The following is a 13,998-nucleotide window of genomic DNA, read 5'->3' on the forward strand; positions in this document are numbered from 1 at the left end:
CCGTCTGCCCGACGGTAGCGTTTGCACGATTCAAAATTACTGTCTGTATTATTTCAGATTTTCACAAGTTTAACGAGTACTAACCCAAGTTTAATTGGCATCTATGGGTTTGTTAGCTGGAGAAGTTGGGTTAGAGGAAGAATTACAGAGATTTTTTTGGTTTGATGGCAATATCCGAAGTGGAAACTTTTGCAGTTGAGATAATTTAATCGGTGGTAAAGGCTGATTAGGTGAATTGGTGGTGTTTGGGGTACAGAGTCGCAAATTTACTAAAACATCTCCAGTTTCCGGCTGAAGATTGGATTTGATATCAATAACTTCTAAAACTTCTAACAAACTTTTTGGGGGCAATGTTTGCTCACTCTGGAGAGAAATTTCTGCCTGGGTTTCGATTACTCCACCTGGACTGAGGTTGGCAAGGGGTGAGTTTGTGACTGGGGTAGTTACAGTTGGTTGTATAGTTTTTATGGGGGTTGGATCTGAGGGCAATCGCCATTCCATTACCCAGTATCCCAGTGAACCAGCTAAGACTACCAAGGAGAAGGGAACTATAAAATGTAAGGGTAGTTTAGCAATTCTCGTGGGTTGAGTTTCTGGTATTACCTTGGTTTTTGTGCGATTGGCTTCGCCAGTGCCGTGTAGGCAATCGCTATTCTCCAGTATTTGTGGTTGTAATGCTTTGGTGACAGTGTTTGCAACTATGATCGAGGAAATATCGGGAATGAGTGGTTTTATAGTTGATTGTGGTTCGCAATATTTAATTTTCTGGTGTATTAATGCCAGGGTGACATTATCGTGTCCGTTTTTGGTGTTAGCTAATTCCACTAATTTATCAGCCACTTGGACTATATCATTTTCACCAGTGAGAATTGGTAAAATTTCCGTTTCCCAATAATCTTCCACGCGGTCATAATCAGTCAGTCCATCTGATGCCAGTAAAAAAATCGCATCTTCATCAATGATAAACCTCTGGGAAGTGGGATGTAACAAGTTACTGGCACTCATTCCTAAAGCTTGCAGTAGAGATCCAGCAGCACCTTGTTGCACAGCTTGACGATAGATACCATAACCCAATCTGACTTCACGAGAAGCCACATCATCATCTAGGGTAACTTGGTAACAACCTTGGCGTGTGATCCAGTAGGCACGGCTATCTCCCACGTGAGTAATGTACATTTCGTGAGCCATAGGTAATGCCATGACTACGGTTGTACCCATACGTTGACGGGCTTGGCGATTTTCGCTGTCATTGCGTCCGCTAATTTTGTCATTGGCAATTGCTACTGCTTGATCTAAATCAGTTAGGACTAATGAAGGTTCTATGTTTTGATCAGGAACTCTGATTAGTTCCTGTAGCTGCTGATGAATTGTTTCAATGGCTAAATTAGAGGCGACGTTACCTCCTTCGTGTCCACCTATCCCATCACAGACAATAGCTAAGGGTCTCAGCGTTTGTGGTGGGCTACTCACCACTGTGCCACTAGCAGGGTAACAGGCATCTTCGTTGCGTTGACGACTTGGCCCGGTGTCTGTTTTTGTGACTGTTTTCATAGTGGCAGTTTGTGAGCGTGCTAGTGTTGCCAGACCTTGATCTAAAACTGCAATCAGCACAGTAGGGGAATCAATTTTTCCCTGAATGAGAAACCTGCTAATTTCGTGTACAAATTGCGCTATGGCTGGTTTTGACTCTAACTCTAATGTTTGCCAAAATTCACCTAATTGGTGCAGGCTTGGTGATGTGGAATGGTCAAAACGCAAATCTAACAACCGGACTAATGGTCCTTCTACCCGGAGGACATGAGGATCTATTAAGCTGGTAGCCACGCCTTCAGTTTTCAAAGGTTGCCACAAATTAGCTATTTGCCATAGCCAGTTAAGTTGACGCATTGATGTGGCATCAGCCCAGGCCATGTTTAATTGAGTACATAGCTGCACTTGTAGCCCCGAATTATCTACGGTCAAGGGTGGTTGTTCTAAAAGCAATATTTCTTTGTACTGAGCGCGGTCTAGGTATTGCTGAGACTCTCCTTCAGTGAGGGTAAGTATTCCATATACTTGTGGTACATTTAATCTATAAGGAATTAGTCTCAGATAGGCTTTAATTTTTTCTAAATTTTCTGGAGCGGGTGATTGAGGTAATAATCCCGGCTTTCTATCTAACACAACAGATTGATTAATTACCAAATAGCGATCGCCTAGTACATCTCCAGGTTTAGCCGCAGTCAAACTATCCCCTACAGCCCAGAGGTAGCGTCTGGGTAGAGGTGTAGAGCATCGCTGGCAAAATTTGTGATTTAAGGGGTTGACAGCCAGACAAGCTTGATTGGGGCAGTAGAGCGTTACCGCTTCATTTTCCATAGTGTTCGCAGTGATCAGCGATTGGCAATTTTCCAGAGGGACTGTTGGTAGCGGTTGTTGACACCGCTAATATTTTATCAACTTGACATATTTAATTTTGGATCACTATTCTAGCTTGTAGCTAGAAGCAGGGGTTATTAATTAATTTACTCTTGACATTCCCTACGCCTAAAGGCGGGGATTCCAGGGTCACTTGAGATACGAATGTAAATGTTCGTCTTGTGGCGCGAGCATCTGGTTACTCTGGGGTTATACAAATTCAATACGTACATTAACAGCTTATCAAAAATATAATTGCTAGCTATTTAATAGCTAGCAATTAGCTATTTATTACTAAACAATGATTAATGCCCTCTAACTTAGTGCTTCGGCACCACCAACTACTTCTAGTAGTTCTTGGGTGATGGCGGCTTGTCTGGCTTTGTTGTAAGACAAAGATAGAGTTTTAATCAACTCACCGGCGTTGTCGCTGGCGTTGTTCATGGCTGTCATTCGTGCTGCTAGTTCACTGGCTGCTGATTCTTGTAAAGCCCGTAATAGCTGATTACTCAAATACAAGGGTAGTAAAGAATCGAGTATTTGTACGGGATCTTGCTCAAAAATCATGTCACGAGGTAAAGGGCGGGCTGTGGTGGTCACTTTTTGCCGTTCTACTTCAAATTGACCGCCACGGGTTGTGAGGCGGAAAATTTCGTCATCTGCTGCTTCTAGACCTTGACGATCTAGGGGAAGTAGGGTTTGGACGACGGGACGTGAGCTAACTAAAGAGACAAATCTGGTATAGATTAACTCTATACGATCCACGCTCTCTGATAGAAATAGGGAAAGTAGTTTGTCAGCAATTTCTGTGGCTTCGGCAGCTGTAGGAATTTGCTCTAAGCCAGTATAAGTACCGTCAATGGGTTGTTCACGACGTTGGAAATACTGAATGGCTTTACGTCCCACTAATACGTATTTGTAATTTACGCCTTCTGCTTGTAATTCTTTGGCGCGGTTTTCTGCTCGACGGATAATGTTAGTGTTGTAACCGCCACACAAACCTCTATCGCCTGCAATTACCAACAGCCCTACTGTTTTTACTTCTCGTTGTTTGAGTAGTGGTAAGTCTACATCTTCAAACCGGAGACGAGTTTGCAAGCCATACAGTACTTGTGCCAAGCGGTCTGCAAAGGGACGGGTAGCGGTTACCTGTTCTTGGGCGCGACGTACCCTAGCAGCTGCCACTAGGCGCATGGCTTCTGTGATTTTTTTGGTGTTTTTGACCGACTGAATGCGATCGCGTATTGCTTTGAGATTGGGCATATTTTTAACTTTGTAGTCCCTCGTCTATAGTCATTTGTCAACAGTCAATAGCCTGGTGTTTTACCGTGACTAATGACTAATGACTCATGACTAATTACACTGTTGCTTGGAAGGTTTTTTTGTATTCGATCAGGGCTTCCTTCAAGGCTTTTTCTTCTTCTTCACCCAGTACTTTTTTGGTTTGTACTGCTTCGGTGTATTCTGGTTTGCCTGTCTTTAAGAATTCCCGCAGACCTTGGGTGAAGGTCGTTACTTTATCTACAGGAATAGTATCTAAGTAACCGTTAATACCAGCATATAAGATGGCTACTTGCTCATATACTGCCAGGGGTGCATTTTGTGGCTGCTTGAGTAGTTCGCGCAATCTTTGACCGCGTGCTAATTGGTCTTGGGTGGCTTTATCTAAGTCAGAAGCAAATTGTGCAAAGGCTTGCAGGTCGTCAAATTGTGCTAGTTCTAGTTTAACTTTACCTGCTACTTTCTTCATGGCTTTGGTTTGTGCGGCAGAACCCACACGAGATACAGAGATACCGGGGTTAACTGCTGGACGAATACCGGCGTTGAACAAGTCAGAAGAAAGGAAGATTTGACCGTCAGTGATGGAAATCACGTTAGTGGGGATGTAGGCGGAAACGTCTCCTGCTTGGGTTTCAATGATGGGTAGGGCGGTCATGCTACCTTTGCCCAATTCGTCACTTAGTTTAGCTGCGCGTTCCAATAAGCGGGAGTGGATGTAGAATACATCGCCGGGATATGCTTCCCGTCCGGGTGGACGACGTAGCAGCAAGGACATTTGCCGATAAGCTTGGGCTTGCTTGGAAAGGTCGTCATATACTACCAGGGTGGCTTTGCCTTTGTACATGAAGTACTCAGCTATGGTGGCTCCGGTGTAAGGAGCTAGGAACTGTAGTGTGGCTGGGTCACTGGCGTTAGCTGCAACTACTACGGTGTAGTCCATTGCGCCTTTTTCTTGTAGGGTTTGCACCACGTTGGCAACGGTGGAAGCTTTTTGACCGATGGCTACGTAAACACAAATTACGTCTTCGGATTTTTGGTTAATAATTGTGTCAATGGCGATCGCTGTTTTACCTGTTTGCCGGTCGCCAATGATCAATTCCCGTTGACCTCTACCAATGGGAATCATGGAGTCGATGGCTGTAATACCCGTTTGCATGGGTTCGTGTACAGAACGACGGGCGATGATACCGGGGGCTGGGGATTCAATTAAACGGGTCTCAGTGGTTTTAATTTCTCCTTTACCATCGAGAGGACGAGCCAAAGCATCTACTACCCGTCCAATTAACCCTTCACCCACGGGAACTTGAGCAATTCTGCCAGTAGCTGTAACCGAGCTACCTTCTTGAATGTTCAAACCTTGACCCATGAGTACTGCGCCCACGTTGTCTTCTTCTAGGTTTTGCAGAATGCCTACTGTGCCATCTTCAAATTCTACTAGTTCCCCAGCCATGGCTTTTTCTAGACCGTAGATGCGGGCGATACCGTCACCTACTTGCAAAACTGTACCAACGTTAGCAACTTTGACTTCTTGGTCGTATTGCTCGATTTGCTGTTGAATAATGCTGCTGATTTCGTCTGGTCTGATTGAAATAGTCATGTGTTTATGTTTTTTCCTTTCGAGACAAAAAAGGGGGGGGATTGTCCAATGATTTTGTTTTCTGCCAAGTTACCTTGCCTAGAATCAGCACAGCAAGGAAACTCTAGCAGAATCGATGCTTTTACGAATTACTAGTTAAGCGCAGGGAAAGGCGGCGCAACTGACCGCGTAAACTAGCATCAATTACTTGGGAGCCGACTTTAATGATCACACCACCAATTAACTCGCTATCTATTTTAGTTTCCAGTTCCACTTGGTTCGCTCTGGTAATGGCAAGAACTTTTTCTACCACGGCTTGACGTTGAGCCTCTGAAAGGGGAACTGCTGAAGTTACCTCCGCTAATACGGTTTGATTCAGTTGCCGCAACAAAGCCAAGTATTGTTGTAAAACTGGTTCTAGAAAAACAATGCGCCGTTTATCTACCAGCAACAACAAAAAATTGCGTAAGTAGGCGTTACTACTTTCACCCAGTATTTGTTTGATGAGGGCTTTTTTGTTCTCACCTTTAATAAAGGGGTTAGCGATAAAGTTCTGTAGGTCTTGATTTGCTGAGAGCAGGCTTAACAAACTCCGCGCGTCTTCGCCAAACTCCTCTGTTAAGTTTTTGGATTGGGCGAGGGATAGTAGCGCTTGTGCGTAAGGTAGGGCTATTTCAGCTGTTGCTATGTTACTTGTCATACCTCGCCTCCCAGTTGTGCGATGCTGCGTTCAATTAAAATTTGTTGAGCATCGTCGGCTATGCCGCTTTTCAGTTCTGATTCTACTTTTTGCAGTGCCTGCGCTACTACGCTTTGCCGCAATTTAGCGATCGCTTTATCCAGGTCTGCATTTAAGTCAGCCGCGCCTGCTGCTTGCAAGCGTTCTATATCTACAGCAGCTTGGGCTAAGATTGCTTCTCTTGCAGCTTGGGCATTTTCTTGGGCTGCTTGTTTGATTCTTTCCGCTTCTGCTGTAGCTTGCTCTAACTTTTGCTGTGCTTCTTTGAGTTGCTGTGCTGCTGAAGCGGCACGTTGCTCTGCGTTTTTAATTGCTGTTTCGATAGTATCCCGGCGAGTTTTGAGGGTATTACCCAAAACTTTCCGCCCAAAAACTAACAGCACAGTAATAATAATGGCGAGGTTAATCAGGTTGGTGTCAAATATATCTGTATTTAGACTAAAACCACCATGTCCCGCTTCCTCTGCCAAGTCACTTCCGACGGCGCTGGCTTCCGCCATCAACAGTAAAAAAGTCCCCATCATTTTTCATCCACAACTGCGCTGCCAAGGATTAATACGACCCACGCCGGCAACAACTGTTACTTGGTGTTACTTGGCTAATGCGTCTTTACAATGTTACTTCTCATTAGCGCCCACTGACTAAATCTGCTCCTAGAAGCTTTTCTAGTATTTGGCGACTAAGGGAATCTACTTGTTGCTCTAGTGAAGCTAAAGCTGCTTGTTTTTGTGCTTCTATTTCATTGGCTGCTTTTTCTTTTTCTGCCTGGGCTTCTCGTTGGGCTGCTGTTATTTTCTCAGCAGCGATTTTTTGTGCCTCGGCTTGAGCATCGCCAATAATTTTTTGGGCTTGTCGTCTAGCGTCTGCTAGTTCTTGCTCGTACTGTTCTGCCAATTTCTGAGTTTTTGACAAACGTTCCTGTGCTTGTAATTGATTGTTGCGGATATAGTCATTCCGTCCATCAATGGCGTTGCCCAGTGGTTTGTATAGTGTTGCATTCAACACTAAAGCCAAAACTAGAAACTGAATTGCCATTAAGGGTAGGGTGGCATCTAGATCGAATAGCCCCCCTTCTTTGGCAACCTCTTCTACCGCTAACAAGGTAATCCAGTGTGTCATGGTTGCTAGTTTCTATCTGATATATTAGTCCTGAGTCTTCCCGAAAAGTTGCAAGGAGGAGCCACTCACTACCTGCTTGATTTTTGCTCAAGTTGAGGGGGTGGCTAAATTTCCCTCCTGGCAAATTTGGGTGACTCAGCACTCAGCATTAGTGGTTTGTACAAGCGCGATTACTCGCGTTTTAGCACTGATTATGAGAAGGGGTTAGCAAACAATAGCACTAGGGCAACTACTAGACCGTAGATGGTTAGAGCTTCCATAAACGCCAAGCTCAGGAGCAATGTACCGCGAATTTTACCTTCAGCTTCTGGCTGGCGTGCAATACCTTCTACAGCTTGTCCTGCGGCGTTACCTTGACCAATACCAGGGCCGATAGCGGCCAAACCAACAGCTAAAGCAGCAGCTAAAACGGAAGCAGCAGAAACCAATGGATCCATGATATTCTTTCCTTATTTTACCGAGTTGAATGGTCTGGAAGTTGTTGTGTGTGAGTTGCCATTTGTCATTTGCCTTTGATCACTGTTTCACAACTAATGACTTATGACTGATGACTTATGACTGTTGGGGCGGTTTAATGCCCTTCATGCTCTTCGCCGTGATGATCTTCCATCGCTTCACCGATGTAAGCTGCGGCTAAGGTGGCAAAAATTAGTGCCTGAATGGCGCTGGTAAATAGTCCCAAAGCCATTACTGGCAAGGGTACAAACAAGGGTACTAGTAATACCAGCACACCGACTACAAGTTCATCAGCCAGGATGTTACCGAATAAACGGAAGCTTAGGGAAAGGGGCTTGGTGAAGTCTTCAATAATTTTGAATGGCAACATGAACGACACTGGCTGTACGTAGTTGCCAAAATAACCTAACCCCTTTTTGCTGAATCCTGCGTAAAAATACGCTAGTGATGTTAGCAACGCTAAGGCAACTGTTGTATTGATATCACTTGTGGGTGCTGATAGTTCTCCTTCTGGCAAATGAATCAGCTTGAATGGGAAGAGGGCCCCTGACCAATTTGACACAAAAATGAACAAAAACAAAGTGCCGACAAAAGGCACCCAAGGGCGATATTCTTTCTCGCCAATTTGGTTTTTAGCCAAATCCCGAATGAATTCCAGGGCGTACTCCATCAGGTTCTGTAACCCACTGGGAACTCTTTTGATATTACTGCTTGCCGCTAGGGAAACTAGCACTAGCAGGGCAATAACAAACCAGGATGTGAGAAACACCTGACCATGGAGCTTAAAGTTACCTATTTGCCAGTACAGATGTTTACCCACTTCCAATTCGGCAAGTGGAAAAGAGTAGACGTTCAGAAAATTCAGCATTTTCTTTCCATTTCGTTCGTTTCTCCAATTTTACCTGGAGAATAAGAGCAATTTTGCAGTGTGGATATTCCTCACGCAAGGCTGAGATTAGCTTTTTCAGTTTCTCGGAGCTTTGACTAGTCAGAGATAAAAGCCATCCTAATTACGTAGATGATGAGTGTAGCTTTGTAGGTGAGAAATCCCAAAAATATGGGTAATATTTGTAGTTGATTCCACTGCGATGCTAGCAAAATCAGCGCTACTAATAGGGCTAACCGAGTTTTACTCAGTGATTTTTTCTCTCTACCTAAACGCTCAACATCTTTTGCCAACATCTTCAAGTAAAGCACACCTGCACACGCCCCTAATAAATAATTTAAGGCAATGTTTAGAGAGTAAGCAATCCACACAGAGACAAAAATTATCCCTGTCAAGACAAGTGTGGTTACCAGCAACTCTTGGTAGAGTTGATAGAACTCTTGCATGGAAGAGTTGACTGATTCTGTGTCCTCAGAACCAGATTGAGTATCTTGTTGTGTTGTCGCAGTGGGATGAATTGAATCTTCTGACAAGCTCACGATACTTGAAATTGGTACAACTAACTGATCATGACTTCACATTCAGTCAGCTGAATCATATCACGATCAGGTAACAATACTTTAGAAAAAAACAATTAACTTCTTTTTTGTTAGTTTTCAGTGGCTGATGGATGGGGGAAATGGGGGGTTGACCAACATCCTCTCGATGGGTGTTGGCTGGGGCGTTGGTGGTTGGGGCGGTTTGCTGGCTTCGTTTCACTTTAGCTCACCTTGGCTGAAGATGCTGGACAATGTGGCAGAATCATGACACTTGTGGTGAAAAGGATTGTCAAGACTGTTTTGGCTTAGTTTGGGGTCAACACAATCATTTGTAGTTGGTGGAGATTTCTGACTTGTTCTAAGGCAAGCTGGACTGTGGTTAAAATCTCTGCTACTGTGGCTTGTCCATCGCATTTTTGCAGAAATTCTAATTCTGCTGCTGACAGGTTAACTACTTGATAATTATAATTAAACACACATTGACCGGGTAAACCATCTATGCAGGGGTTGAGTTCCGGTGTGGCTAGTAGTAATGTGTTATCTGCTGACCAGTGGGTTTTGCTGATGGGGGGACGACCAAGGAAAAATTGGTAATGGGTAACTTCCGGGTCTAGTAATTCTATCAGGCGGTAACGTTGGCGATCGCTCAAATTTTCCGCCCGGTGCATTAAATCTGGGTTAGAGCCTAAAAGTCTTTCTAACTGCCAAAAATCAGGGTTGGAAAAACCCATAAATTCTAAGCCGGAAGCGTCAATTAATTGAAATAGTGTTTCAATGTTGTAGTCAAGTTCCTGGGGATGAACGTACATATCAGCAAAACATTCATCTTTGTGGTTTTCTAATGACCACAGTTGTTTATCTCGCTTGACAATGCGGTTACTTTCTGGTAGTGATGAGAATATTTTTCGCCCCACTTGTACCCCATCGACATAATCGCCTTTTTTGTCTCCCTGGAGAAGGGTGATGGCTTGTTGCATGAGTTGAATTTCCCAGCGTCCGAGTTCCCCATAAACGAAAATGTGCATTAGTCCACCGGGGGCTAATTTTTTAGCTAAAGCTTGAATACCACTAATGGGGTGGGGTAGATGATGCAACACACCCACGCAGTTAATTAAGTCAAACTCACCGGGTAACTGTTCTACATCGTATAAACTCAGGTGATGAAACTCCACTCTGAGAGCGCCGGAACGTTGACAGCGTTCTTTAGCTACTTGTAAAGTTCCTGCACTTAAATCAATTCCCACTACCTGAGCTTGGGGGTTGAGATGTACCAAATATTCTGTACTCACTCCAGAACCACAACCAGCATCTAAAATGCGGATATCTTGGTTTGGTGGTTTGCGTCCAGTGCAAAAATTGTAAGTAGCCACCCAGTTCCAACGCCAATTATACCCTGGTGGAGGTTGGTCTGATAGGGGTTCTGGGGGGAATGGGTAGGTATCGTAGAGTTTAGCAACGGCTGCACTTACAGTTTGGGGGTCAGACATGATCAGCTAGAACGCGGCATTTTTGAGTTTACAGGATGGGGAGATTTATCACAATTCTGGTACCACCTAGGGAATTAACAGGGAATTAACCCGGTAGTGGCAAGGTTTTGTAACGGCATTCGACAATTTTGCCTGTTATTGTATACAAAATACAAAATATTGATGTTAACTGCTACACTAGCAGGTATAATTACAATTGAAAATCAAGTATCTAGCTGTGCTTAACCAGGAGGATCTTAATGCCACTAGGAATGCCTGAATTTGTTGAGAACCCAGAAACTCGTTGTCCAGTAATTTTATTGTTAGATGTGTCTGGCTCCATGTCAGGAAAGCCTCTTCAAGAGTTAAATCGCGGGCTTGCTGCTTTTCAACAAGATGTATCACAAGATGCACAAGCATCATTGAGCGTAGAAGTGGCTATCGTCACATTTGGACCTGTGCAACTTAGTCAAGATTTTGTCACTATTGATAACTTTACACCACCGGAATTAGAACCTGAAGGTTTAACCCCAATGGGTGGAGCCATTGAGTATGCTTTGGACTTATTGGAAAATCGGAAGACAATATATAAGAACAATGGCATTTCATACTATCGTCCGTGGGTATTTTTGATTACAGACGGAGCCCCCACAGATGACTGGAGCCAAGCGGCAAAACGTTTGCAGGACGCTGAGAGTAATCGCGGGTTGTGTTTTTTTGCCGTGGGTGTAGAGGGTGCTGATTTTGACACATTAAAAAGAATTAGTCCAGAACGTCCGCCGGTGAAATTAAATGGTTTAGATTTTCGCTCTCTGTTTGTTTGGCTTTCTGCTTCAATGAAACGAGTTTCTAGTGGTAAAGTCGGGGAAGCTGTAGCATTACCGCCTGTGGCATGGGGTCAAATTACTAGTTAAATGTTTGTTTGAGGATTAATTGTGGTCTGGAAAGCAGTTGCTCGTTCTCAAGTGGGAAGGATCCATCAAAGCCAAAAATTGCCCTGTCAAGATCATTGTGGTTATCACATATTATCTAATGATGTGATTGTGGGTGTGGTGGCTGATGGTGCTGGGAGTGCTAAATATTCTGATGAGGGTTCTAAATTAGCTGTCAAAACTGTACTTGATTACTTTAAAACAATAAATTTGGAACCAGGAAAATTATCTTGCTCACGGTCTGAAGAGGAAACTCGGGAACTGTTGACAGAAATTGTGGAAAATGTGATTAGACAATTACAGCAAACAGCAGAGGAAAAACATTGTCATATCAATGATTTTGCTTGTACACTGTTGGTTTTAATCGCTACTCCTGATTGGTTAGGGGCTATGCAAGTTGGGGATGGATTTATAGTGGTGCGTTCCCAAAGTTCAGAGGATTATCAACTGTTGTTTACACCAGATAAAGGTGAGTTTGTCAATGAAACTACTTTTATTACCTCTACTCATGCACTAGAGGAGATGCAGGTAAAGGTGATGTCATCGCCCCGGTTTATTGCTGCTGCTACCGATGGATTGGAAAAAGTGGCAATTCGTTTTATTGATTGGAAGCCTTTTTCACCATTTTTTAAGCCTTTTGAAGAATATTTACAAGAAACAGGGGATCCAGAACAGGACGATCAGTATTTGCTTGAGTTTCTCGATTCTGAACGCCTGAATGCTCGCACTGATGATGATAAAACTTTGTTGTTGTGCTTGTGGGAATAAAGTCAAGATGCTATGACCCTTGTAATTTGCAGTAGTACGGGTAAATCCATCACTCTGGTGAGTGAGTTGGCTAATAGTGGTGAAGGTAAAGTTTGGCGCACTGATCACAGTGGTTACTTAGCTAAAATTTACCATTCCCCCACACCAGCGCGAATGGAAAAGTTAGCGGTGATGGTAGCTAATCCACCCCGTGAGCCTAATTCCCACTTGAATCATATTTCCTATGCTTGGCCTGAGTCATCACTAAAAAATGTTCAGGGTGATTGTGTGGGCTTTTTGATGCGAGAAATCAAGGATGCAAAACAACTGCTGGATATATACAACCCCCGGCTTCGTAGGAGGTTGAACCTTCAGGTTGATTGGCGTTTTCTGCACACAACAGCGCGGAATATTGCCTCAATTATTACTGCACTTCATGATTTTGGCTATGTGTTGGGTGACATTAAGCACCAGAATATTCTAGTGAATAATCAGGCTTTACCTTCAATTATTGATACAGATTCTTTTCAGGTGCGTCATCCCCACAATGGTAAAGTTTATCGTTGTTTAGTGGGTTCTCCAGGATATACACCACCAGAATTGATTGGTAAAGATTTTTCTATTATTGACCAAACGGAGGTACATGACCGCTTTCGGTTAGCAGTAATTATCTATCAATTATTACTTGGGGGTCAAAATCTCTGTGATGGAAGGTGGCTAGGTGCGGGGGAATGTCCAACACCTGATGAACTGATCCGTCAGGGTGTATGGTTGTATGCTCCTAATAGTCAACTGGAACTGGTGGATAGAACAATTCCTCTTGAGATTGTGCATCCAGAGATTCGGCGATGTTTTCTCAAATGCTTTAATGATGGGTATAGACAACCTAATTTACGTCCTACCGCTAAGGAATGGTTAGAAGCTTTAAAAGCGGCTAATAATGATCTTAGCCCATGTGAAAGGATAGATAGTCACTACTATAGCCGAAGCTATGGTCAGTGCTATTGGTGCGATCGCTCTACAAGACTTCATGTTGATATTTTTCCTGGGAGTATGAGAACCACACCAATATCTGCTGTTGTATCAACATCACCGTCAATAGCAGAGCTACTCCACACCCTTTCTGGTCATTCTAACCCGGTTTTGTCAGTAGCATACAGCCCTGATGGTCAAACTTTAGCCAGTGGGAGTCGGGACAACACCATCAAAATATGGAATGTGAAGACAGGTCAGCCACTCCACACCCTCTCTGGTCATTCTAGCTGGGTTCACTCAGTAGCATACAGCAGTGATGGTCAAACTTTAGCCAGTGGGAGTGATGACAACACCATCAAGATATGGAATGTGAAGACAGGTCAGCTACTCCACACCCTCTCTGGTCATTCTAGCTTGGTTTTGTCAGTAGCATACAGCCCTGATGGTCAAACTTTAGCCAGTGGGAGTTATGACAAAACCATCAAGATATGGAATGTGAACACAGGACAGCTACTCCAAACCCTATCTGGTCATTATAACTTGGTTTTGTCAGTAGCATACAGCCCTGATGGTCAAACTTTAGCCAGTGGGAGTGGGGACAGCACCATCAAGATATGGAATGTGAGGACAGGTCAGCTACTCCACACCCTCTCTGGTCATTCTAGCTGGGTTTACTCAGTAGCATACAGCAGTGATGGTCAAACTTTAGCCAGTGGGAGTGGGGACAAGACCATCAAGATATGGAATGTGAGGACAGGTCAGCTACTCCACACCCTCTCTGGTCATTCTGACGGGGTTCTGTCAGTAGCATACAGCCCTGATAGTCAAACCTTAGCCAGTGGGAGTGGGGACAACACCATCAAGATATGGAATGTGAAGACAGGA

14 protein-coding genes are annotated in these 13,998 nt (G+C 43.9%); 4 read left to right on the top strand and 10 right to left on the bottom strand.

Going from position 1 to position 13,998, the window contains the following annotated elements:
* Positions 1 to 90 precede the first annotated feature (90 nt).
* From NWP17_RS16850 to NWP17_RS16890, 9 genes are all read right to left on the bottom strand, one after another.
* Positions 91 to 2,358 (bottom strand): protein phosphatase 2C domain-containing protein, encoded by a 2,268-nt coding sequence (locus tag NWP17_RS16850; protein ID WP_280656028.1) that lies wholly within the window; start codon positions 2,356 to 2,358, stop codon positions 91 to 93.
* Between the two features lie 354 nt (positions 2,359 to 2,712).
* On the bottom strand, positions 2,713 to 3,660 hold the full coding sequence (locus NWP17_RS16855; RefSeq protein WP_280656029.1) for a F0F1 ATP synthase subunit gamma: 948 nt from the start codon (positions 3,658 to 3,660) through the stop codon (positions 2,713 to 2,715).
* 94 nt (positions 3,661 to 3,754) lie between these two features.
* A complete protein-coding gene (gene atpA / locus NWP17_RS16860; protein ID WP_280656030.1) occupies positions 3,755 to 5,275 on the bottom strand; it encodes a F0F1 ATP synthase subunit alpha in 1,521 nt (506 codons plus the stop codon).
* 121 nt (positions 5,276 to 5,396) lie between these two features.
* Entirely contained in the window at positions 5,397 to 5,954 is a 558-nt protein-coding gene (gene atpH, locus NWP17_RS16865) for an ATP synthase F1 subunit delta (protein WP_280656031.1), read from the bottom strand.
* Positions 5,951 to 6,514 carry a F0F1 ATP synthase subunit B gene (locus NWP17_RS16870; protein WP_280656043.1) on the bottom strand — a complete coding sequence of 188 codons (564 nt, stop codon included), beginning with the start codon at positions 6,512 to 6,514 and terminating at the stop codon, positions 5,951 to 5,953. The genes atpH and NWP17_RS16870 overlap by 4 nt, the downstream gene beginning before the upstream one ends.
* Before the next feature lie 106 nt (positions 6,515 to 6,620).
* Positions 6,621 to 7,112: a F0F1 ATP synthase subunit B' gene (locus NWP17_RS16875; RefSeq protein ID WP_280656032.1), complete on the bottom strand. Its 492-nt coding sequence runs from the start codon at positions 7,110 to 7,112 to the stop codon at positions 6,621 to 6,623.
* A gap of 191 nt (positions 7,113 to 7,303) precedes the next feature.
* A complete protein-coding gene (atpE, locus tag NWP17_RS16880; RefSeq protein WP_200988381.1) occupies positions 7,304 to 7,549 on the bottom strand; it encodes an ATP synthase F0 subunit C in 246 nt (81 codons plus the stop codon).
* 134 nt (positions 7,550 to 7,683) lie between these two features.
* Positions 7,684 to 8,436 (bottom strand): F0F1 ATP synthase subunit A, encoded by a 753-nt coding sequence (gene atpB, locus NWP17_RS16885; RefSeq protein ID WP_280656033.1) that lies wholly within the window; start codon positions 8,434 to 8,436, stop codon positions 7,684 to 7,686.
* Between the two features lie 116 nt (positions 8,437 to 8,552).
* A complete protein-coding gene (locus NWP17_RS16890) occupies positions 8,553 to 8,993 on the bottom strand; it encodes an ATP synthase subunit I (RefSeq protein ID WP_280656034.1) in 441 nt (146 codons plus the stop codon).
* Positions 8,994 to 9,120: 127 nt separating this feature from the next.
* Here NWP17_RS16890 and NWP17_RS16895 point away from each other — a divergent pair, with 127 nt between their 5' ends.
* Positions 9,121 to 9,261: a hypothetical protein gene (locus tag NWP17_RS16895; protein WP_280656035.1), complete on the top strand. Its 141-nt coding sequence runs from the start codon at positions 9,121 to 9,123 to the stop codon at positions 9,259 to 9,261.
* Between the two features lie 37 nt (positions 9,262 to 9,298).
* On the opposite strand, the gene NWP17_RS16900 is transcribed toward NWP17_RS16895, so the two are convergent.
* Positions 9,299 to 10,480, bottom strand: a complete 1,182-nt coding sequence (locus NWP17_RS16900; protein ID WP_280656036.1) for a class I SAM-dependent methyltransferase — start codon at positions 10,478 to 10,480, stop codon at positions 9,299 to 9,301.
* Between the two features lie 239 nt (positions 10,481 to 10,719).
* Here NWP17_RS16900 and NWP17_RS16905 point away from each other — a divergent pair, with 239 nt between their 5' ends.
* The 3 genes from NWP17_RS16905 to NWP17_RS16915 form a co-directional block, all read left to right on the top strand.
* Entirely contained in the window at positions 10,720 to 11,373 is a 654-nt protein-coding gene (locus NWP17_RS16905; protein WP_280656037.1) for a vWA domain-containing protein, read from the top strand.
* A 21-nt stretch (positions 11,374 to 11,394) separates the two neighbouring features.
* Positions 11,395 to 12,159 carry a PP2C family serine/threonine-protein phosphatase gene (locus NWP17_RS16910; RefSeq protein WP_280656038.1) on the top strand — a complete coding sequence of 255 codons (765 nt, stop codon included), beginning with the start codon at positions 11,395 to 11,397 and terminating at the stop codon, positions 12,157 to 12,159.
* A 12-nt stretch (positions 12,160 to 12,171) separates the two neighbouring features.
* A partial coding sequence (locus tag NWP17_RS16915) for a WD40 domain-containing protein (RefSeq protein ID WP_280656039.1) occupies positions 12,172 to 13,998 on the top strand: 1,827 nt, incomplete at its 3' end.

It is taken from the genome of Chrysosporum bergii ANA360D, assembly GCF_029891735.1.
Taxonomy (GTDB): Bacteria; Cyanobacteriota; Cyanobacteriia; order Cyanobacteriales; family Nostocaceae; genus Umezakia; species Umezakia bergii.

Coding starts and splice junctions, on each gene's coding strand:
- NWP17_RS16895 (WP_280656035.1), top strand. CDS start 9,121: ATGGATGGGGGAAATGGGGGGTTGACCAACATCCTCTCGATGGGTGTT.
- NWP17_RS16850 (WP_280656028.1), bottom strand. CDS start 2,358: ATGGAAAATGAAGCGGTAACGCTCTACTGCCCCAATCAAGCTTGTCTG.
- NWP17_RS16905 (WP_280656037.1), top strand. CDS start 10,720: ATGCCACTAGGAATGCCTGAATTTGTTGAGAACCCAGAAACTCGTTGT.
- atpH (WP_280656031.1), bottom strand. CDS start 5,954: ATGACAAGTAACATAGCAACAGCTGAAATAGCCCTACCTTACGCACAA.
- NWP17_RS16870 (WP_280656043.1), bottom strand. CDS start 6,514: ATGGGGACTTTTTTACTGTTGATGGCGGAAGCCAGCGCCGTCGGAAGT.
- atpA (WP_280656030.1), bottom strand. CDS start 5,275: ATGACTATTTCAATCAGACCAGACGAAATCAGCAGCATTATTCAACAG.
- atpB (WP_280656033.1), bottom strand. CDS start 8,436: ATGCTGAATTTTCTGAACGTCTACTCTTTTCCACTTGCCGAATTGGAA.
- NWP17_RS16900 (WP_280656036.1), bottom strand. CDS start 10,480: ATGTCTGACCCCCAAACTGTAAGTGCAGCCGTTGCTAAACTCTACGAT.
- atpE (WP_200988381.1), bottom strand. CDS start 7,549: ATGGATCCATTGGTTTCTGCTGCTTCCGTTTTAGCTGCTGCTTTAGCT.
- NWP17_RS16855 (WP_280656029.1), bottom strand. CDS start 3,660: ATGCCCAATCTCAAAGCAATACGCGATCGCATTCAGTCGGTCAAAAAC.
- NWP17_RS16875 (WP_280656032.1), bottom strand. CDS start 7,112: ATGACACACTGGATTACCTTGTTAGCGGTAGAAGAGGTTGCCAAAGAA.